At 32.7% G+C, this 19,052-nt stretch carries 19 protein-coding genes and 1 pseudogene; 17 read left to right on the top strand and 3 right to left on the bottom strand.

Annotation, left to right across the window (positions count from 1 at the left end):
* The first annotated feature begins 122 nt into the window (after window positions 1-122).
* The 7 genes from MHB75_RS09170 to MHB75_RS09140 all read left to right on the top strand — a co-directional run bounded on the left by MHB75_RS09170 (window position 123) and on the right by MHB75_RS09140 (window position 9,407).
* A complete protein-coding gene (locus MHB75_RS09170) occupies window positions 123-962 on the top strand; it encodes a GIY-YIG nuclease family protein (RefSeq protein ID WP_340997245.1) in 840 nt (279 codons plus the stop codon).
* A 270-nt stretch (window positions 963-1,232) separates the two neighbouring features.
* Window positions 1,233-2,261 (top strand): hypothetical protein, encoded by a 1,029-nt coding sequence (locus MHB75_RS09165; protein WP_340997243.1) that lies wholly within the window; start codon window positions 1,233-1,235, stop codon window positions 2,259-2,261.
* A 4-nt stretch (window positions 2,262-2,265) separates the two neighbouring features.
* A complete protein-coding gene (locus MHB75_RS09160; protein ID WP_340997242.1) occupies window positions 2,266-3,528 on the top strand; it encodes a hypothetical protein in 1,263 nt (420 codons plus the stop codon).
* Between the two features lie 214 nt (window positions 3,529-3,742).
* On the top strand, window positions 3,743-5,959 hold the full coding sequence (locus MHB75_RS09155; protein WP_340997241.1) for an AAA family ATPase: 2,217 nt from the start codon (window positions 3,743-3,745) through the stop codon (window positions 5,957-5,959).
* Window positions 5,960-5,967: 8 nt separating this feature from the next.
* Window positions 5,968-6,615 (top strand): hypothetical protein, encoded by a 648-nt coding sequence (locus MHB75_RS09150; RefSeq protein WP_340997240.1) that lies wholly within the window; start codon window positions 5,968-5,970, stop codon window positions 6,613-6,615.
* Between the two features lie 31 nt (window positions 6,616-6,646).
* Window positions 6,647-7,818 (top strand): IS3 family transposase gene (locus MHB75_RS09145; protein ID WP_340995027.1). Its coding sequence is split into 2 segments (ribosomal slippage): window positions 6,647-6,908 and window positions 6,908-7,818, totalling 1,173 coding nucleotides; the frame shifts between segments, so codons are not numbered across the junction.
* A 152-nt stretch (window positions 7,819-7,970) separates the two neighbouring features.
* Window positions 7,971-9,407: a hypothetical protein gene (locus MHB75_RS09140; RefSeq protein ID WP_340997238.1), complete on the top strand. Its 1,437-nt coding sequence runs from the start codon at window positions 7,971-7,973 to the stop codon at window positions 9,405-9,407.
* Window positions 9,408-9,532: 125 nt separating this feature from the next.
* On the opposite strand, the gene MHB75_RS09135 is transcribed toward MHB75_RS09140, so the two are convergent.
* Window positions 9,533-10,273 (bottom strand): hypothetical protein, encoded by a 741-nt coding sequence (locus MHB75_RS09135; RefSeq protein WP_340997235.1) that lies wholly within the window; start codon window positions 10,271-10,273, stop codon window positions 9,533-9,535.
* Window positions 10,274-10,513: 240 nt separating this feature from the next.
* Here MHB75_RS09135 and MHB75_RS09130 point away from each other — a divergent pair, with 240 nt between their 5' ends.
* The 10 genes and pseudogenes from MHB75_RS09130 (at window position 10,514) to MHB75_RS09090 (ending at window position 18,359) form a co-directional block, all read left to right on the top strand.
* A complete protein-coding gene (locus tag MHB75_RS09130) occupies window positions 10,514-11,095 on the top strand; it encodes a TetR/AcrR family transcriptional regulator (RefSeq protein WP_340997232.1) in 582 nt (193 codons plus the stop codon).
* A gap of 84 nt (window positions 11,096-11,179) precedes the next feature.
* The gene (locus tag MHB75_RS09125) at window positions 11,180-12,181 is read left to right on the top strand and encodes an NADP-dependent oxidoreductase (protein ID WP_340997230.1); all 1,002 of its coding nucleotides are present in this window, start codon (window positions 11,180-11,182) and stop codon (window positions 12,179-12,181) included.
* Between the two features lie 311 nt (window positions 12,182-12,492).
* Complete coding sequence (locus tag MHB75_RS09120) at window positions 12,493-12,927, top strand: hypothetical protein (protein WP_340997228.1); 435 nt, start codon at window positions 12,493-12,495, stop codon at window positions 12,925-12,927.
* Between the two features lie 69 nt (window positions 12,928-12,996).
* Window positions 12,997-13,098 (top strand): annotated as a pseudogene (locus tag MHB75_RS15105) (hypothetical protein); the annotation flags it as partial.
* A gap of 87 nt (window positions 13,099-13,185) precedes the next feature.
* Window positions 13,186-13,326, top strand: coding sequence for a hypothetical protein (locus MHB75_RS09115; RefSeq protein ID WP_340997225.1), 141 nt, complete (start codon window positions 13,186-13,188; stop codon window positions 13,324-13,326).
* Window positions 13,327-14,163: a M23 family metallopeptidase gene (locus MHB75_RS09110; protein WP_340997223.1), complete on the top strand. Its 837-nt coding sequence runs from the start codon at window positions 13,327-13,329 to the stop codon at window positions 14,161-14,163.
* 39 nt (window positions 14,164-14,202) lie between these two features.
* Window positions 14,203-15,267: a DmpA family aminopeptidase gene (locus MHB75_RS09105; protein ID WP_340997220.1), complete on the top strand. Its 1,065-nt coding sequence runs from the start codon at window positions 14,203-14,205 to the stop codon at window positions 15,265-15,267.
* A 136-nt stretch (window positions 15,268-15,403) separates the two neighbouring features.
* Entirely contained in the window at window positions 15,404-16,396 is a 993-nt protein-coding gene (locus MHB75_RS09100; RefSeq protein ID WP_340997218.1) for a glycosyltransferase family 2 protein, read from the top strand.
* A gap of 5 nt (window positions 16,397-16,401) precedes the next feature.
* Window positions 16,402-16,920: a GtrA family protein gene (locus tag MHB75_RS09095; RefSeq protein ID WP_340997217.1), complete on the top strand. Its 519-nt coding sequence runs from the start codon at window positions 16,402-16,404 to the stop codon at window positions 16,918-16,920.
* Window positions 16,917-18,359, top strand: a complete 1,443-nt coding sequence (locus tag MHB75_RS09090) for a hypothetical protein (RefSeq protein WP_340997216.1) — start codon at window positions 16,917-16,919, stop codon at window positions 18,357-18,359. The genes MHB75_RS09095 and MHB75_RS09090 overlap by 4 nt, the downstream gene beginning before the upstream one ends.
* A gap of 162 nt (window positions 18,360-18,521) precedes the next feature.
* Here the strand turns inward: MHB75_RS09090 and MHB75_RS09085 are convergent, their stop codons facing one another.
* A complete protein-coding gene (locus MHB75_RS09085; protein WP_340997215.1) occupies window positions 18,522-18,722 on the bottom strand; it encodes a hypothetical protein in 201 nt (66 codons plus the stop codon).
* A gap of 44 nt (window positions 18,723-18,766) precedes the next feature.
* Window positions 18,767-18,994, bottom strand: coding sequence for a hypothetical protein (locus MHB75_RS09080; RefSeq protein ID WP_141273221.1), 228 nt, complete (start codon window positions 18,992-18,994; stop codon window positions 18,767-18,769).
* Window positions 18,995-19,052: the final 58 nt, after the last annotated feature.

Raw genomic sequence — 19,052 nt, 5'->3', positions numbered from 1 at the left:
AATATATGGATTTATAAAATTATTAATAACAAAAAACACCACTATAATTTAAACTAATTATCTCTATTAAAATATAAATAAGGTAAAATAATATAAGTAAATCAATACATAGAGGTGAAGAAATGGTTTTTGGTAAAACGATTAAAATGTTTTTAATTGATGGTGATTCAAGTGGACGTTTAACGTGTGAACTTTCGAATTGGACAGGGTTGGCCTACCGTATTCCACGTACAGAAGTGAAAAAATGCTCAGATCGACCTAATTTAAGCTCTACAGGTGTGTATATGTTATTTGGTCAGAATGAAGAAGATAAAGATGCTGTATATATTGGTGAAGCAGAAGATGTCTATAAGCGTTTGCAAGACCATTTACGTGAAAAGGATTTTTGGAACGAAGTAATTGTATTTATTAGTAAGGATGAAAATTTTAATAAAGCACATATTAAATATATTGAAAATAAGTTATATGAGAAAGCGAAGGCAGCCAAGCGTTATGTCGTAATGAATGGTAATATTCCACCTATTCCATCTATCTCTGAAGCTGATCGCGCAGAAATGGACGAATATATTAGCAATTTAACGATGCTAGTAAATATTTTAGGTCATAAGCTATTTGAGGATATAAAAGAACAAATTGAACTTAATGAAGATGAATTATTTTATATCGAGGGTGCGCGTGGAGCCCAAGCTAGAGGGATTCAAACACAAGAAGGGTTTGTTGTTTTAGCTAATTCTAAAATTGCAGATAGTTACGTGAAATCTTATGGTGAACGAGCAATTATGAAACGGAATGAACTTATTCAATCAGAAAAAGTTGCAGAAATTCAAGGCGAATTTATTGTACAAGAAGATTTATTATTTTCAAGTCCATCTGCGGCTGCTGATTTTGTCATGGGACGAAGTGCTAATGGACTAACAGAGTGGAAAAACAAATATAAAAAAAGTTTAAAAGATTTAGTTTAATAGTTGAAAAAGTTTTAGAACATGTCGTGAATCACTTTTATTTAGAGGACTATACGATTGGTAAGCTCATGCCGTTATTTAATGTAGATATTGAACGATAGTTTAGATAGAACGAACTTTACATTTGATGTAGAGTTCGTTTTTTTAGTTAGTAAACAAGAAAAAAATGGATAAAAAAGCTATAAATTGTGTATATTTTAAATTGATAAATAATCCATTTTATAAGACAATGGAACTAGGTATAATATATCACCTAGAAGGAGTGTCATCATGTTACTAACAACGTGTATTATTATAACCGTGAGTTTAATCTTATTGATTTTATTATTGTTACAAAACAAAAAAGACCAAGTATTATTTATGGAACTAGTTCAAAGAATGGAGCAGCTGGAGTTAACAACACCACATCAATTTGATAAGTTATCACAGGAATTCATACAACATATGAATCAACAGTTAACAGAAACAAAGGAAACAATCAGTCAGCAGTTAAAGGATGATTTACATACATACTTAACATACGATCAATTACGCCAAAATGAATGGAAGCAATTAATTGAAAATCAGCGCAATCAACGTACAAAATTACAATATTTAGAGTCAGCGTTAAATAAATTTCCAGATCATCGAGATTTTTTTGAAGAATATATGGAATTATTGAAAGATACATTAAAAAATGCAACAGATCGTGCAAAGCCAACAATTATTGAAAAAATGAATCATACAAGCCGTATTTTCTTTGATCATTGCCGAGCAGAGGATGCTAGTTTTGCGCAACAAGTAAAAGACGAAACAATCCGATTAGGTCATGACTTTATGGAAGAATTTAATCTGAAGCAAGAACGAAACTTACAGGCTCAAGTAAATAAATTAAATCAATTTGTTTTAAATAGTAAGGAAAATATGGAGGAAATTGAAAAGTTAGATGAGTCCATTAACAAAGATGCATTGAAGAAATACCCATATTTACTTCAACAATATCAAATGATCACTAAGAAATTAGCAGCAGAGATCATGGAGAAGCCATCCGAAGAAAAGATTCAAACCTATAATCTAAAAGCTGTAGAAGCATTTAAACGAGCACACGAGTACTTTAAGGATAATGAATCGACTGTTAAAACAGGAGGAACATTACGCGAGGTTATAAAAGAACTGGGCGGTTGGAAACTACAGTATTTGACGCAACCTACGCAAATCTATTATCAAAATATATATTCTGAAATTTTTTCAAAATTAGATGCAAATATCAAACCGGAAATGACTGAGCGAATTTTAAAGGCTCCTACTAAAGAGATGTAATGTTATGAAATTAATCAGACCAGAATATAATCATTTGTATCACTCAGCAATTACACCCGTACTCAGTGTCACAACTGTGGGGACAAGTTGGTTAGTGGATGAACTTTGGGTTGAACCAAAAGAATTAGAGTATTTACATTACGAAGAAGATGTCACGAAAAGATTTGAAGAACTACAATTATCACAAGAAATTGATACGAATTCCATCGACTATGCACGGTCTCAGGGTGTTGAAAATGAGTGGGAAATGATGCATTTTTTTGCAAGTGAAGATGTTAATGCACCTTCCGAGATTCTACAATATGTTGACGATGAAGGAAATTTAGTATCTTTTACAAATGATGAGTTAGAAGCTATTCGAGAATGGCAACCTGGACAAGCTTATCCTGTAGAGGGAATACAAGGACATCATATTGAGACAGTCCATGAGAACGCTACAAACATAGAGCTGGCAGGTGATTCAGATAATATTATTTTAGCAACTGATTCTGCTCATCTGGAGTATTTACACGGAGGAAGCTATAAAAATCCTACACAAGATGAATACTTAGATGTGAAAATGTCGAATGAAGATCGTCTTGCAGAAACACTTTCATATAATGAAAGTCAAATCGTACCTGGATTCTTCGAAGTAGGTTTAGTATCTATAGCTCCAACAGCTTTACTGGGGATTACAATCAAACAGTTAGTTACATATTATCAATTACAAAATAGCGAACTTCCTTGGAATGAGAAGAAAAAAGTACTGGCCAAGACGGCTATATTTTCAACGCTTACTAGCTCAGGAATAGGCGCATTATCTTACTCAACAGGATCCGTATTAGATTGGGTATTCGATGATCTATCAGTAGGCGTAGTCGATGAATTCTTTTCCAGTATGATTGAAATAAATGGTTCTTTATTAAGTGTTCAACTAGCAACAGCTGTACTTAGTTATGTAACTGCATTATTTAAAGGCGTAAACAATGAGCAAGCTTTTAGAAACGCTAAAAATCAAATGGTCACAGCTCTTGCTGAATTTGCAGTATTTTCAGCTATTGGACTTGGCTTAGAGTTAAGCTTTGATATGCTAGGTGGAGTAGTCATGGACGCACTCCTACCAGACCCTACAGGTGTTTTAATCTTTTTAAATGCCGGCTATAAATTATTTAAACTAGGTCGAAAAATTTGGATAAAAAGAGCCCATGAACAAGCGTATAAAGAATGTATGCTCATTCGTCAAAACCACGCTTACCAATTAGCGAAAGGTTCTTTAAAATTAGATTGAATTTGACATACTATTTAAATAGATACAGATATGAATACCCTCATATAACTTTAGCGTTATATGAGGGATTTTCGTGTGTGCAAATATATACTATAAAGTTAAAAAATAGATAATTATAAGTTATTCTAATGATGGTAATGATATAATAGTATAGTTATAAAGTTATGATAAAGAAATTATTAAATATGTAATTAGAAAGAGGAAGAAGATTATTATGAATGATGTTATGAATAAGGACGAAGAATTAGAAGGTTACAGTCAGTCTTTTTTAGCATTTCAAAATTTATTACTAACCGATGAAGAAATAAGTATGAATCACTTACATATAGTAAATGACATTTTAAATTTTATGAAATCTGGTACGAAAACAAAACGAAAGAAAAACTTCAAAATTTACTTTGAAAATATGAATTTATCTAATGGTAAAGAATTAACAGAATTACTTCAAAAATTAAAGACTGCTATCGAGTTAAATGAGTATCAAGAAATTCAAAAACAAAAAAATACGTTAATAGCACAAGGAATATTAGGTGTAACTAAAACATACTTAGAAACATTTGGAGAGGAAATAACTTCTCAAATAATTATAAATCACGATTCAGAAGATAAACATCTTCATGCGTATAGAAGATGGTTGAATGAAGATATGAATAGTTTAATTACTGAAATGCGTCATGCTTATGATGAAAAAACATTATCTAAAGACTTAGTAAAACAATTTGTATTTGAATTTAAGAAATACCTTCAAGGGAGGGGGTTACTAAAAATAATTGAAATTAACTCCAAAAAAATTATTGGTGTTCCGATCCAATTAACGAATGAAGGATATGTCATTCTTCCACATCCTTTTTTAGAGACTGAATGGGAGGTATCAAATTCCATTGATTATGTGGATGATAAAAATAGGCTCAAAGTAGGCGATATTGTATCAGTCCATTTTAAATCTACACACAATGAACGTTTTCTCGCTTCGTTATTATATGTAGATTTCAGTAGTGCAGAGATTGTACCACAAACGTTACATCAGGCTTTAGTTGACTATGCAGATGAAAGTTACATTGAAAAAGCATATGAGGTATTTCGAATAGAAGAGAAAAATGAAGAAATAATAAAATCTATTATTACAAAAAAATTACTTGATACAAGTATAGAAGTACAAGTTTCTCTATCGGAACAGTTAACACAATTAGATAATGTGAGAGAACAAATTACCAAACAAACAGCAGAGTTGAATCAAGAAAAAGAAATGCTAGATGAAAAAAGAAAAGAGTGGCATGAAGTATTAATCAAGATAGATGAGTTAACAAATATGGATGAGTTAGAAGAAGAAATCTCAAAAATAAATCGTATTCCTTATATTCCAGAACAATTTATTTCTACTTTACAATCTTTATTTTATTATAATGATGAACAACATTTAATTTATAAAAAAGACTTAATTAAAAGTTTTGTCTATGCATTACAAGCCAATATTTTAACAATTATAGCAGGCCCTTCTGGTACGGGTAAATCGAGTATTGTGCATGCATTTGCAAATGCTGTTGAAAATGTAGAGGTAAGAATGATACCAGTTCAAACGAGTTGGACAGATACACAAGATTTGTTAGGTTATTTTCATCCTATGGATAAAGCATTTATACCAACTCCTTTTATGGAAGCAATGGCAGAAGCCGCATTAGATAAAAATAAATCTAAGCTATTTTTAATTTGTTTAGATGAAATGAATTTAGCGCATGTTGAATATTATTTTTCAGAGATTTTAAGTGCTCGAGAAGAAAAAGTACCATCTTTACGTTTGTATCCTAAAAGACACTGGAGTACAGCCAAAATGTTACTGTTGAAAGAAGACGTGGATTTAGAAAGACAACAAACTGCAAGAGAATTAATTGATTTATATCCACCAATCTTTAAAATACCTAAAAATGTGCGTTTTATAGGTACGCTAAATATGGATCACACAGTTAAGCCACTTAGTCCAAAAGTTATTGATCGTAGTTTTATTATAGAAATTAACCATTTAACTTCGCAAGAAAAGGAAGCTATAAAACGAGGAATTGGGAGAGAAGTAGGGAAGGTAGAAATGAATTATTCAATATTTGAAGATGCTATTTTAGAAGCCTCACTAATTGAAGACACTATGAGAAAAATAGAAGAGATTTCGGCTTTATTTGAAAGTTATCCAAATGCCGCATTGAATAGTCGTGGATTAAAACATATTCGAAACTTCTTAAGTTATGCTAAAAATAATATTGAAAAAAATGAACTTCTTGACTACATCATTTTAGGTAAAATACTTCCAAGAATTGAAATCAAACGAATGGATATTGAAGCTATTGCTGCAAACGTAATAAATCAGTTACAACCATATCCATTATCATTAGAAAAATTCAGAAAAATGTTAAACACAAAACATACAGTTAATTTTTGGTAGGTGACAATGTGAAATTATATCATATTCAAAAACATAACCGCTTATTTGCATACGATGAGCTTCAATTTGATGGTAAAGAATATTTTACTTATGAATACAGTCGACAACGAAAGAAAATGACGCAAATTGGTATTCTAACAAAAGAAGAAGCTAATCGCGTTATTGTAAAGCAATTCAATCAAGAAGTAGTCCGGTTAACTTTAGATGAAGACAGTCGAATTTGGTATCATCGTCCAAAAGAGTGGATTGAAGATAATTATAATCAAAAGACAGATGGTATATTTGGCATAAATGCAGGAGGTAGTTTTGAAGTAGTCGCTTATAACGACAAAAATGAAGAAATTGAAACAGCAATCGTAAACATTACACCTGGAACAATGTCACTAGAAGAGTATAAACAAATACAACTTGAAGTGAGAAAGCTATTTGAACTCTTTTCATATGATTTATCAGAAAGAAATATACAGGAAGAAAATATCTTAAAAAGAGTACAATTTCCTTTATATCCTCAACGAGAATTCATAGAGTTATTGAATCATTTTAGTGAATATACACTTAAGATTATGGAAGATCCTGAACAACAGTTGACTGTAAATAGACAAAATGATGATAGTCTAAATTATGGACACAGTAAATTGGGAGTTTATAAAGTATAATAGTCTCAATAATTTACTAGGAGTGTCTAAAATGACCAATCGAAAAAGTTACGACAAAGAATTCAAATTAGAGGCAGTACAGTTAGTTGAAAGTGGCAAGAGAGTTGCGGAAGTTGCACGTGAGCTAGACCTTGCGGAACAAACGTTACACAACTGGGTTAGAAAATTTGGTAAAGATGGAGAAGCTGCTTTTGTTGGTAGCGGAAATTTAAAACCAGAGGACAAGGCAAATAAAGAGTTACAAAAAAGAATCCGTGATCTAGAAGAGGAAAATGCCATCTTAAAAAAGGCTATGAGCATCTTTGCAAAAGACCAGAAGTAATTTATGACTTTATTCAACAGCACCGACACGAATACCGTGTGGCAAAGATGTGCGAAGTATTAGGTGTTTCAAGAAGTGGTTACTATGAGTGGCTGAACCGCCCAAAAAGTAAGCAAAAAGAGCGTAAAGAAAAGTTAACAAGCCAAATAAAACGAGTGTATTTAGATTCCAGAAGAAATTATGGTAGTCCTAAAATCACAAAACAATTGAATTCGGAAGGAGTCCATGTATCACAAAAAACAGTATCGAGAATTATGAAAAATGAAGGAATACGTTCAAAAACAGTGAAAAAATACAAAGCGACGACGAATTCAAAACATAATCTACCAATCTATTCGAATCTATTAGACCAGCAATTCAAAGTAGACCGACCTGGGAAAGTATGGGTAGCGGATATTACGTATATATGGACAAGTGAAGGATGGTTGTATCTAGCGACAATTATGGAGCTGTTTTCAAGGAGAATTATCGGATGGGCGATGGATGCGAGGATGACAAAAGAGTTAGTGATTCTTGCCTTAAAACGGGCAATTAGAGCTCAATCTCCAACTTCTGGACTTATTCATCACTCTGATCGTGGGAGCCAGTATGCATCGAAGGAATACCAACAAGTATTACGAACTAACGGAATCATCACAAGCATGAGCAGAAAAGGAAACTGTTACGATAATGCATGTATTGAGTCGTTTCATAGCGTGATCAAACGAGAACTAGTTTTTCACGAAAAGTATAAAACGAGAGATCAAGCCAAGAAAAGTATCATTGAATACATCGTTAGTTTCTATAACTACAAACGGATCCACTCATATACAAATTATATGTCGCCAGTTGCATACGAAAAGCAATATTTCGAAGTTTTACAGAAAGCTAGAGTCATATAATCTACCCCTTTTAACCTCACAAATAATTTAAGGGTTACGCCCCTTAAATTATTTGTGAGGCGAGCAAGCGATAGCGCGATAGATTCAGAGCGAAATCTCAATTTCCTCTGTCCATTTTCTTGACATAGTATCAAAAAATACATATACATCAAGTGAAAAAGTGGAAGCCTTCGATCATCATTGAAAATTCAATAAAACAAAATGGAAGAGTGACGGCCGATGTAATAGAGAAAACATATGATATTAAAGAACATCAAATGATTCGATTTATGGCAGAAGAATTTCAACGTAGAATAGAAGTAGAAGTAGCAATGGAGAAAAAGCAACTAATCCTTCTTATGGATGAAATAAGGGAATTGCAAGATGTAGAAAGAAAAGAACAATCTAATTTAGTATTTAAATTTCGTTCACTCATAAATATTTTATTGTCAGATTGCGCGAAGTTACAACAGAGATCTCTCATTTGGAATGATGCAGCGAATAAAGTAAATGAGATTTTAGATGTACCACTTTTACAATGTGAGCCTATGACGATTGAAGAAACACATACTTTTAGAATGCATCCCATTTACAGTGAAGTATATGAAATTTATTTAGCTTATGAAGAACTATCTCCGGTTTTAACAGAAACATTTAGAGCATTTATTCAATCTTTATTAAAATCACCCACACTTTATGAAGTTTGGGTATTACTAAAAATAATTCATTATTTTAGTGAGTGGGGATTAGATGCACATGAATTTGTTGTAGATATTCAAAAAAAATATAAAGATTCAAAATCGATAAGTGGGTATAAAAAACAATTCAGAATGGAAAATCGTCCATTTGATATTGGTATTTATTATGACTTTACTTTTGATGGGTCTGGCTATCGTCCAGACTTCGTTATTGGTTTTTTTGAAAAAGAAAATAAACAATGGAGTCTTCACACATTAGATGCGAAGTATAAATGTTATAGTGAAATGACTAAAGGAGAACAAACTCTTTTAAACGATTTAAAACACTCAGGTACACGATATTTAAATGATTTATTTGGTGGAGAATTGAAAGTTAAGTCAGCTACACTAATACATACAGATATAAAATCTTTAAATTGGAATGTAAAAGAAAAGCAGGTGAATACAGAGAATAATCAACACACAATTGCACATTTTCACTTCACACCATCTGAAAGTAAAAATCTCCAAATCTATTTAAAAAGATTACTACACGAAAATAGTGGATTAGATCATTGCTGTCCTAAATGTGGTCAGTTTGTTGAAGGTACCATTCAAAATACAAAGGAATTTCAAAATAAAATAAGTCGAAAAATTCTTTATAACTGTAGTGTGTGCGAAGAAGTGTGGGTTGCGAATTTTTGTAGTTCCTGTTCATATCACGGTCGAAACATGAAGCTATTTTATTATAATGGATATCCTAAATATCTCGCAAGGCAGCTTTATAAGTATCCAACTCATAATTATAATATCCAAGTGGGGGAAAGCTGGGATGTGCATTGCCCAAACTGCTATAAAACATTTGATCATAAAATTAATTATATTGTAAAACATACTGTAAAAAATGAACCCATGATTATACGCAGTTTTTAAAAAGAGGAATACTGTAAAATCGAATTAATTTTAGCCTCTAAATCTTTTAAAAATAATGAGTAATAGCTAACAAAATAAACTCCCTTTAACTTTGGTTTAAAAAAAGTTAAAGGGGGTTTTCTAGTTTACTTCACAATCAATTTACATGTTTTAGAAGAAGTTTTACCTGTATAAAAGTTTTTCTGGGTCACTTTTACATAGTATGTTCCTTTTTTAGGTGGTTTGACACCGAAAGTTTGAGCACCTTCTTCAGATACATATTTTTTAGCTATTGCTTTTTTCTTGTTATTTAGTAGTTGTGCTGAAAATGTGTAGTTCATCTCATCAGCATTTGAAATTGGGTTGACATAAAGTGTTTGCTTATTTTTGATTGTGAAAGTAGACTTCTTTTTAAATTCCATGAAATCTGTGCTACCTTCAATACCTGTCATTTTAGGTGCTTTTGTACTGTAAACTTCAATTTGTTCACTATCAAAAGTTAATTCTTTGCCTTTTGCATCTTTAAATGTGAAAACGACTTGTGCATTACCAGAGTGATCGACTTTAATTTGGTAACTTTTTTGATCTGAGAATGCTTTACTGCCGTAAATAAACTCTTTGAATGAAGGGCGCACAGGATATGATACGCGAATATAGGCATTATATTCTACTGCAGTACCATCACAAGCAAAGTCAACATGGAATGTTTCACCAACTTTTGCTTCTGGATTATCATTTCCATTATTAAATGCATAATAAAAGTCTGGTCCGCAAAATTTTTGAATTTCTTCTTCTAAAGATTTTGTCTGTGCTGAGCTTGTGTTAAAAGATAAAAATGTGCCAATTGTTAGTGTGAATGCAAATAAAATACCCACTATTTTTTTCATGTAGCTAGTCTCCTTTAATGTTAGGTTGTATAAATATGGTTCTAATGTAACTACATAATATTACCATTTATAAAACTAAAAATATATAAAATAAACAAAAAATGTAAATTATTTTTGTTTTCTAAAAAAGAGTGGAATAAAAAACTTTACGAATGATGAAATATTGTATATTCTTTTTCTAGAACGTTCAGTCTAAAAAGAGTTTTTGAATTTTTAGTACTTTGGGAAGAAGGAATGGGTATGGCTAGGCATAAGGAATTTGATGAAAAAGTTGTTTTGCAAAAGGCAATGGAACTTTTTTGGAGGCAAGGATATGAAAAAACATCGATGCAAGATTTAGTGACACACATGGGAATTCATCGTAGAAGTATTTATGATACATTTGGAGACAAACATGCCTTATTTTTAGCTTCTTTAAAATGGTACGAAACATTTGTTTTTGGAGAATTAACGAGAATTATAGAGAAATCTTCATCAATCGAAACATCGATTAGAGCAATATTTAATTATGTAATGGATATGGCAGAAGGAAATAGTTATCCAGCTGGTTGTTTTGTAGTGAATACAGCTGTGGAATTATCCTTATTAGATAAAGAAATTCAAAGTTTGACGACTAAGATGTTTGATGATACAGAAGAGCTATTTAGTCAGCTTCTAACAGAAGGGAAACATCGAGGTGAGTTTTCGAAAGATTTAAATACAGAGGTGACGGCACGATTTCTACACAATAATTTGATTGGTTTAAGAGTATTAGTGAAAACGAATTATTCGAAAAAGGAATTAGAAAGTATGATTGAGCTAATAATGAAAGTTTTAACATAACTTTCTTTTTCTTTTTTTATTTTAGAATGTTCGTTCTAAAAATGTGATTGTAAATAGAGATGAATTCAAAAGGAGACAGAGAAAATGAAAGCTGCTCAAATACAAAAATATTCAAAAAATATCGAGGCGCAAATTGTTGATATGCCGGTACCGACTATTAAAGATACAGAAGTGTTAGTGAAAGTTAAAGTTGCAGCAGTCAATCCACTAGAAATATTAAATATGACAGGAAGTGTGAAATTAATACAGGACTACAAGATGCCACTTATATTAGGAAATGAATTAACAGGAGTGATCGAACAAGTAGGGAATCAAGTAGATAATTTTAAAGTTGGCGAACCAATTTATACAAGGCTCCCTATTCAAAAGATTGGAGCATTTGCAGAATACGTTGCAGTTGATGCTAAATATATTGGGCATTTACCTCGAAATTTAGATTTTGTTACAGGAGCTGCTGTACCTTTAACAGGTTTGACAGCATATCAAAGTTTAACTGAGGAATTAGAAGCGAAAGAAGGACAGACGCTATTTATTCCAGGAGGGTCAGGAAGTTTCGGGCAAATGGCTATACCGATTGCTAAAGCTATGGGATTGAAAGTTATTGTTTCAGGGAGTCCTTCTGCTAAAGAGAGAACCTTACATGCTGGTGCAGATCAATATATTGATTATACGAAGGAGAACTATTGGGAAAAGATAGACGAAGTTGATTTTGTCATCGATACGCTTGGCGCTAATGAATTCGAACGAGAGTTAGCCATTATAAAACCAGGTGGTCGTTTACTGAGCCTTCGTACTGCACCAAATAAACAATTTGCCATAGATCAAGGATTTCCTAAATGGAAACAAATTATTTTCGGATTAGCAGGTGCTAAATTTGATAAGAAAGCAAGGGAAAAAGGTATTCAATATCGCTTTCTTTTTGTAAGAGCTGATGGAAAACAATTAGAAGAAATTACACGCATTGTTGAAGAAAATAGTATTGTACCAGCTATTGATCCTACAGAATTCTCACTCAATGATATAAATGATGCACTAAATTTAGTAGCGAGAGGAAAAACAAAAGGTAAGGTAGTAATTAAATTTTAGGGTCAATTTATATTGTTGAACATAATCCATCTATTCCCAAAAGTACAATTCGAGGTATTCAGAATAAGAAGTAGGAATAGAATTTAAAGAAATTGAAAAAGTTATATAGAAAATCTATTCACTGATTGAAATAATAGTTAGTTTTATAGAAAAGTATCGAGAATGATATGAAATAGACGTTAAAAGTCCATTTAATATACTTTTTGAAATTATGTCAAAAAATAGTGTCTATTTATATAATAAACTTAAATCTTATTTTATTTTAGAGGGACAGGTGGTAAATTATTAAAAATAGTAAAGGAGTCGATATCATGAACCCAATCGAAGTTTCTACGAAAGAAGAATTAAAGCTAGCAGTAAAGAATAAAGAAAAAATGATTATTATCAAAGGTGATTTAGCTAAAAAAGTACATGCATCTAAAAGAATTACTAAGATGAGTAAAGTTGCTATTGCAACGATTTTAGCAGGAGTCGGTGGGACAGCTGCAATAGGATTAGTAGCAGCACCAGCAACGGGAGGTACATCTGTTGCGTTCTTAATGGGAGCAGCAGGAGCAGCAGGTACAGCAGGTACAGGTGCTGCAACAGGAGTTGGAGTAGCTAGCGCTGTTCCAGCAATTATTATTGCTAGTGCAATCGGCATATCACTAATTATGGCGGTTTATAAAGATTATAGTGTTGTATATAATGCTGAAAAAAGTGAATTAACTTTAACCTCTAAAGCTTTTAAAAATAGTGAGAAGTAGTTAACAAAAAACTCCCTTTAACTTTGGTTTTAAAAAAGTTAAAGGGAGTTTTAATTTGCATGTTTTAGAATCAGTTTTACAAAGTATGTTCCTGGATTACATATTCAGCGTTTAGAAGAAGTCATTCATACAAAGTTATTTCATCGCACGAGTAATCGTGTCACGTTAACAGCGGCAGGGAAGCGATTTTATATATTTGCGAATAATTTACTCGCAGAATATGAAGCAGGGCTTGGCAGTGCCTATCTACCTTATTCGATGATTCAAGAAATGAACGAAGTCATGACAATCCAAGCACAAGTTATCTCACCACCGACTTCGACGACCTATCTTTTAACCAAAGTACGCACAGTGGAAGTAGAGAAGTTTATTCAGTTTTTAATGAAAGGAAGAAAGTGAATGTTATCAAACTTTGAAGTGGAATTTGTACAAGGCGAATGGAAAAAATATTATAAGTGCACATCAAAGAGTTTTCAAAAGCAGATTTCCTATTGGCGTTTTAGCAGAATGTGTCGCAGCTTTTTAAAAGGAGTTAGCGCATTAAAACGTCAATACGAAAAAAAGCTAATGAATTCGATTCAAATTCTTTTTGTTGATGAACAGTGTGAAAAAGCAGTTCATATCGTGACCGATTTACAAGGAATGATTCATGGCTTTACATTGCGTCCTTACTATCAATTTGACACAGATCATCTGTGGACAAAAAACACATATCACATGCCCATTTGTGACGAATGGTTTGTATTTTGGGGTGGCACGAACGAATTTGAAAACTACCATTATCTCTATCCTCATCAGCGCTATGCCTATGATTTAATACGTGTTGTCGATCATCAAGCATTTAAAAATGAAGGAATACACAATGAAGATTATTTTGCTTTTGGAGCTAAAGTAGTGGCTCCATTAGACGGAAAAGTACTTCAAGTCATTCAGCATATTCCAGACCAACCAGTAGGTGAGATGAATGAAGCAGATTTTTTAGGAAACTATATCATTCTCGAACATGCGGAAGGAGAATATAGTTTGATTGCCCATTTGAAGCAATATAGTACCGTAGTGAAACAAGGCGATGTAGTAAAAAGTGGTGAGTTACTTGCGCTTTGTGGCAACTCGGGGAATTCTTCTGAAGCTCATATTCACTTTCAAGTAATGGATTGTCCACATATAGAGCAAGCCAATTCGCTACGCATTCGATTTGAAGGTGGAGTAGAGCCTGTGCAAGGGGATACAGTTTAAAAGAGAAATAAACATACATAAACCAAAGGGGTGTTTCAAATGCATCATAAAAAAAGAATGCGAGATTACGGAATTGAGATTGGGGAAATGCGCACAGGTCCTTTAAATGCGATTACAGATGTTAAAGGAGTAAAAGTAGGACATGTTACATTAAGCGAAGGGGATATGCAGACGGGTGTCACAGCAATTCTACCGCATAGCGGAAATGTATTCAGAGAGAAATTAATCGCTTCAAGTCACGTCATTAATGGTTTTGGTAAGTCGATGGGGACGGTTCAATTGGCTGAGCTTGGGGCCATTGAAACACCGATTATTTTGACAAATACTTTAAGTACAGGCATTGCAGCAGATACTTTAATTGATTATATGTTAGAACAAAATCCTGAAATTGGACGAACGACAGGTACGGTAAATTCAGTAATCGGTGAGTGTAATGATATGATCCTCAACGATATTCGAGGTAAATTTGTAAAACCCGAGCATATACGAGAAGCATTGAATAACTGTGATGAGGTATTTGAGGAGGGAGCAGTTGGCGCGGGAACGGGTATGCTTTGCTATTCATTAAAAGGCGGGATTGGTTCTGCTTCAAGAATAATGGACTTTGAATTTGGTTCTTATACATTAGGTGTACTCGTATTGACGAACTTTGGCATATTGAAAGACTTCATAATTCAAGGAAATCCAATTGGTCAGCAATTAAAGCAAAAATTAGATGAAGTGTATAAGGAAGAAGATAAAGGTTCTGTCATAACAATTGTTGCGACCGACTTACCCGTTTCAGAAAGACAACTTCAAAGAATTTTGAAAAGAACGGTGACAGGACTATCTCGAACAGGTTCTATTATTACAACAGGTAGTGGGGAAGTCGTATTTGGTTTTTCAACTGCGACAAGAATTTCACACGATGAAAAAACGAAATTAATAACGATTCCTCAAATTCCAGAAGACGTGATCGATGTCGCTTTTAGAGCAGTTGGTGAAGCGACGGAGGAAGCAGTATTGAACTCGATGATTACAGCACATAAAATAATAGGAAGAGATGGAAATTCAAGACCTGCTTTGAAAGATTTGTTAGAGAAATGTAATATTAGCTTGCTGTAAATTTACTTATTTAGAGGGCGAAACACCGTTTTATACATAGATTTTATTAAATAATGAAAAAATAATAATTTATAAAAAATTTATGTTAAAATTGTTACAGAATTAAAATATAACAATATATGGAAGGGTGTAAGTAGTGAAAAAGCTTATTTCAATATGTGTGCCGATGTACAATGAAGCTGAAAACATCGATGCATTTTATAAGCAACTAACAACAACGATTAGACCTCTAACTCAAAAGTATGATTTTGAGTTCCTTTTTATTAATGATGGAAGTATCGACCATAGTGTGAAAAAGGTAAAAGATTTAACATTAGCAGATGCAAGGGTGAAGTTGCTCGATTTATCGAGAAACTATGGGAAAGAAGTTGCGATGGCTGCAGGTTTTGACTATTGTTTAGGAGATGCAGTAATTACGATGGATGCAGATTTGCAACATCCACCTAAAGTGATTCTTGAAATGGTCGAACAATGGGAAGCTGGTTATCTTGATGTATATGGAAAAAGAAATGAACGAAAAGGCGAAAGTTTTCTAAAAAAGAAAATGTCCGAAATTTACTATAAATTACTCGTTAAATTTTCAAAAGTAGAAGTATTGCCAGGTGTAGGTGATTACAGATTATTAGATCGTGTATGCATCGACAGTATCAGAAAAATGAAAGAAACGCAAAGATATACAAAAGGGTTATATATGTGGATTGGTTTCCGTAAAAAAGAAGTCAACTTCGATGCGGAGGAGAGATTTGCAGGAGAAACGAAGTGGAAATTCATGGACTTATTAAAACTGGGTATTGATGGTTTAACATCGAACACAACATTCCCACTTAAAATCGCAGGTATATTAGGCGGAATTCTCTCATTCAGTTCGATGCTTTATATGATTTATATCCTCATAACGACATTAATTTACGGAACGAGTGTACCAGGTTATCCAACGCTCGTCACATTAATTCTACTGCTTGGTGGTTTCCAACTAATTTCATTAGGCATCATGGGTGAATACTTAGGGAAGATTTTTCATGAAACGAAAAACAGACCGCTTTATTTTGTTCAAGAATATACAGGTGAAAAAATTGAACTAGAAAAAATTCAATTACCGCAAAGATTTGCGAAAACAGAAAGTGTATAAAAAGAATGAAAAAATTATTTAAAAATGAAAAAATACGCTATCTCCTATTTGGGATTGGCACTACAGCAGTTTATTTTTTGACAAGATTTTTAATTGTAAACATAACTGAAAACTCAATGTGGGCAGTCATTACAGCTCAAATTACAGCAATTCTATTCGCTTACTTTACGAATAAAATTTTCGTCTTTAAAGATCAAAAATGGAAGCCAATCGATTTATTAAAACAACTTACAGGGTTTATAGCCGGTCGAGCATTCGTGTTTGGTTTGGACTTGATGATTACGTATATTGCGGTCGTAGCCTATTCTAAAGAAATCATTCACTTCTTAGGTTTGAATGCTATTAATTATGACTATCTTCTTTTCTCATCTGCATTAACAAAAGGGTTCATTGGAACACCTGCTTTATTAAATGAATTTATTTTTGTATTTATCGTACAAATATTAGCCATTATTATAAACTATATTATTTCGAAAAAAGCCGTTTTTAAAGCGGAAAGAGTAAATAAGGAGCAGTTGCATTGATTATTACAACTTTTAAGAAAAGTTACATTTGGCGATCAATCTTTATATTCTATGCAGTGATTGCCTCATTATTAATACTGTCAGGTGATGATTGGGCATGGGGTTCTGAAGAAGGATGGTCAAGACTTGAAAATGGATTCGATTATTACAACGGACGTTACTTAGGGAATATAATTGAAATTTTTATTACTCGCTCTCTACTATTTAGAATTGCAATGTATGCTTTAGTTAATACAGGAATCGTGTATGTGACTTGGTTATTACTAAATCGAAAATTTAGCATTCCACTCATCATGTTACTTATTATATCTATGCCAATCTCAATTTATGGTGAAACATATGGTTGGTTAGCAGGCTTCGCAAACTATAATACTTCTTTATTGGCAATTTTATATATTTTATATGTTGCCAAGAAAAAACAGCCGAAAATGATTGAGTTGTTTTTCGTAGGAATCGTCGCGTTTTTAGGACAATTTTTCGTTGAAAACGTATCTGTCGCTAGCGTTGTTATGGCAGTGATTGGATTGTTATTGGCACTATTCTATAAAGAAAAGAAAGCTGTATTTATTATGTGGCTAATGGGGGCAGCGGTTGGCGCTTATATAATGTTCTCTAATACGGCCTATCATACGGAAGGGAATATGCGCGAGGTTGGAGGATTAGACTTCACGTTATTATTCACAACGATGATCACGAGCTGGAGTGAATTTTATTTTAAAGATAATCTCATTCTCATCGTATTGTTTACAATCGTATTAGCAATAATCGGTAAAGGGCAAAAGTATTTAGTAGGTTCTATACTAGTAATTGCCATGTATTTCATTATTCGAAATCTAGTTGGATTAAGCCCCGCATCACTACCTTATTACTTACTAGTAGTGGAATTTATGTTAATGTGTATCTATTTGATTGCACTATTAATCATGGTAGGGAAATCAAAAGTGAAAAATGAAAATAAACGATATTTCTATACATATTTTTTATATGCAATCATTTTATTAGGTCCATTTTTATTAATTACACCATTTGGACCAAGAAATATGCTGTTAACTTATATGTTACTAGTCATTTGTTTATTATTAATTTGTGATGAAAAAATCGTAGAATGGCTAAGAAAAGGCAACAAGTTGGTTGTATTAGCTGTAATGGGTTTTTGTATGACTTTCATTATAATGCATGGCGCAAATAAAATTGAAAATCATACGCGTTATGATCAATTAGTCGAGGAATATGAAGCAGGCGCCAAGTTCTCAACATTAACGAGACTACCTTTTGAAGAAATCGGGCATGATTTAACACCGAGATTTAATAACCTGCAAAGACAGCGACAAATTGAGTATTACAATTTACCATCAGACATTCGCATTCGATTATCAAATTATGTGCATATTGAGCCAGAGCCACCATATGGTCCAATCGAACCGAAGTATTTAAGGTAGATAAATAGTTCTTAAGCATATACAAAAAGCCGAAATCGCACTTGTGGCAATTTCGGCTTTTTGTTGTTTATTTAAGATAACTTTCAAATATCCCGCCTTGTGAAAATTCACTAAATGGAATAAGTAAGAATCGGGTATAGGCTTTGCCTTTTTCGTATTCACTTAAATGACTAGAATATTTGTATTGTAAAAATAAATATAACCTGCTTCCTTTTTTGACGCCTTATATTCAACAGGTTTACCAAAAGTTTGTGTCACTTGTTTTTTTGTGAATTTTTGAGGAGTTGAGAGCAGCATTCCACGCACTTTATCTGTCGCTTTGTTTGTTTTTTTCTTCCCCTTTAGAATATACGTAAAAATCATATCTTTCGTTTTAAAATATTTATTATTCGCATAAACATAAACATTTAAGGACGAACCACGTTCTTTAGCATAGTAAGGCAGTCTCGCATGTTTTTTCCTTTAAACTTTTTATAAGGATCACCAATCTTTGCGAGTGCATAAGGTAATTTATTTTGTGTCACTTGTTTTTTAACTTCTTGTAATGTGATGTTTTTTGTTTTTGCATCGGTATTTAGGGTAGTAAGGTTCATGATGCAGCATATGGCGATGAAAAGAACGATGATTTTTTTCATAGTAATAGCTCTTTTCTATTTAACTTCTAACTTACTTGAAGTTGATTTTAAAAACAAT

Origin of the sequence: Kurthia sp. FSL E2-0154 (genome assembly GCF_038003625.1) — a bacterium.
In the GTDB taxonomy this organism is placed as follows: Bacteria; Bacillota; Bacilli; order Bacillales_A; family Planococcaceae; genus Kurthia; species Kurthia gibsonii.
Note: the sequence above shows the minus strand (reverse complement) of the source record. Positions and strands in the feature narration are given on the sequence as shown.

Excerpts from the sequence above, each read along its gene's own strand:
- MHB75_RS09170 (WP_340997245.1), top strand. The coding sequence starts at position 123 with ATGGTTTTTGGTAAAACGATTAAAATGTTTTTAATTGATGGTGATTCA.
- MHB75_RS09165 (WP_340997243.1), top strand. The coding sequence starts at position 1,233 with ATGTTACTAACAACGTGTATTATTATAACCGTGAGTTTAATCTTATTG.
- MHB75_RS09160 (WP_340997242.1), top strand. The coding sequence starts at position 2,266 with ATGAAATTAATCAGACCAGAATATAATCATTTGTATCACTCAGCAATT.
- MHB75_RS09155 (WP_340997241.1), top strand. The coding sequence starts at position 3,743 with ATGAATGATGTTATGAATAAGGACGAAGAATTAGAAGGTTACAGTCAG.
- MHB75_RS09135 (WP_340997235.1), bottom strand. The coding sequence starts at position 10,273 with ATGAAAAAAATAGTGGGTATTTTATTTGCATTCACACTAACAATTGGC.
- MHB75_RS09130 (WP_340997232.1), top strand. The coding sequence starts at position 10,514 with ATGGCTAGGCATAAGGAATTTGATGAAAAAGTTGTTTTGCAAAAGGCA.
- MHB75_RS09125 (WP_340997230.1), top strand. The coding sequence starts at position 11,180 with ATGAAAGCTGCTCAAATACAAAAATATTCAAAAAATATCGAGGCGCAA.
- MHB75_RS09120 (WP_340997228.1), top strand. The coding sequence starts at position 12,493 with ATGAACCCAATCGAAGTTTCTACGAAAGAAGAATTAAAGCTAGCAGTA.
- MHB75_RS09115 (WP_340997225.1), top strand. The coding sequence starts at position 13,186 with ATGATTCAAGAAATGAACGAAGTCATGACAATCCAAGCACAAGTTATC.
- MHB75_RS09110 (WP_340997223.1), top strand. The coding sequence starts at position 13,327 with ATGTTATCAAACTTTGAAGTGGAATTTGTACAAGGCGAATGGAAAAAA.
- MHB75_RS09105 (WP_340997220.1), top strand. The coding sequence starts at position 14,203 with ATGCATCATAAAAAAAGAATGCGAGATTACGGAATTGAGATTGGGGAA.
- MHB75_RS09095 (WP_340997217.1), top strand. The coding sequence starts at position 16,402 with ATGAAAAAATTATTTAAAAATGAAAAAATACGCTATCTCCTATTTGGG.
- MHB75_RS09085 (WP_340997215.1), bottom strand. The coding sequence starts at position 18,722 with ATGATTTTTACGTATATTCTAAAGGGGAAGAAAAAAACAAACAAAGCG.
- MHB75_RS09080 (WP_141273221.1), bottom strand. The coding sequence starts at position 18,994 with ATGAAAAAAATCATCGTTCTTTTCATCGCCATATGCTGCATCATGAAC.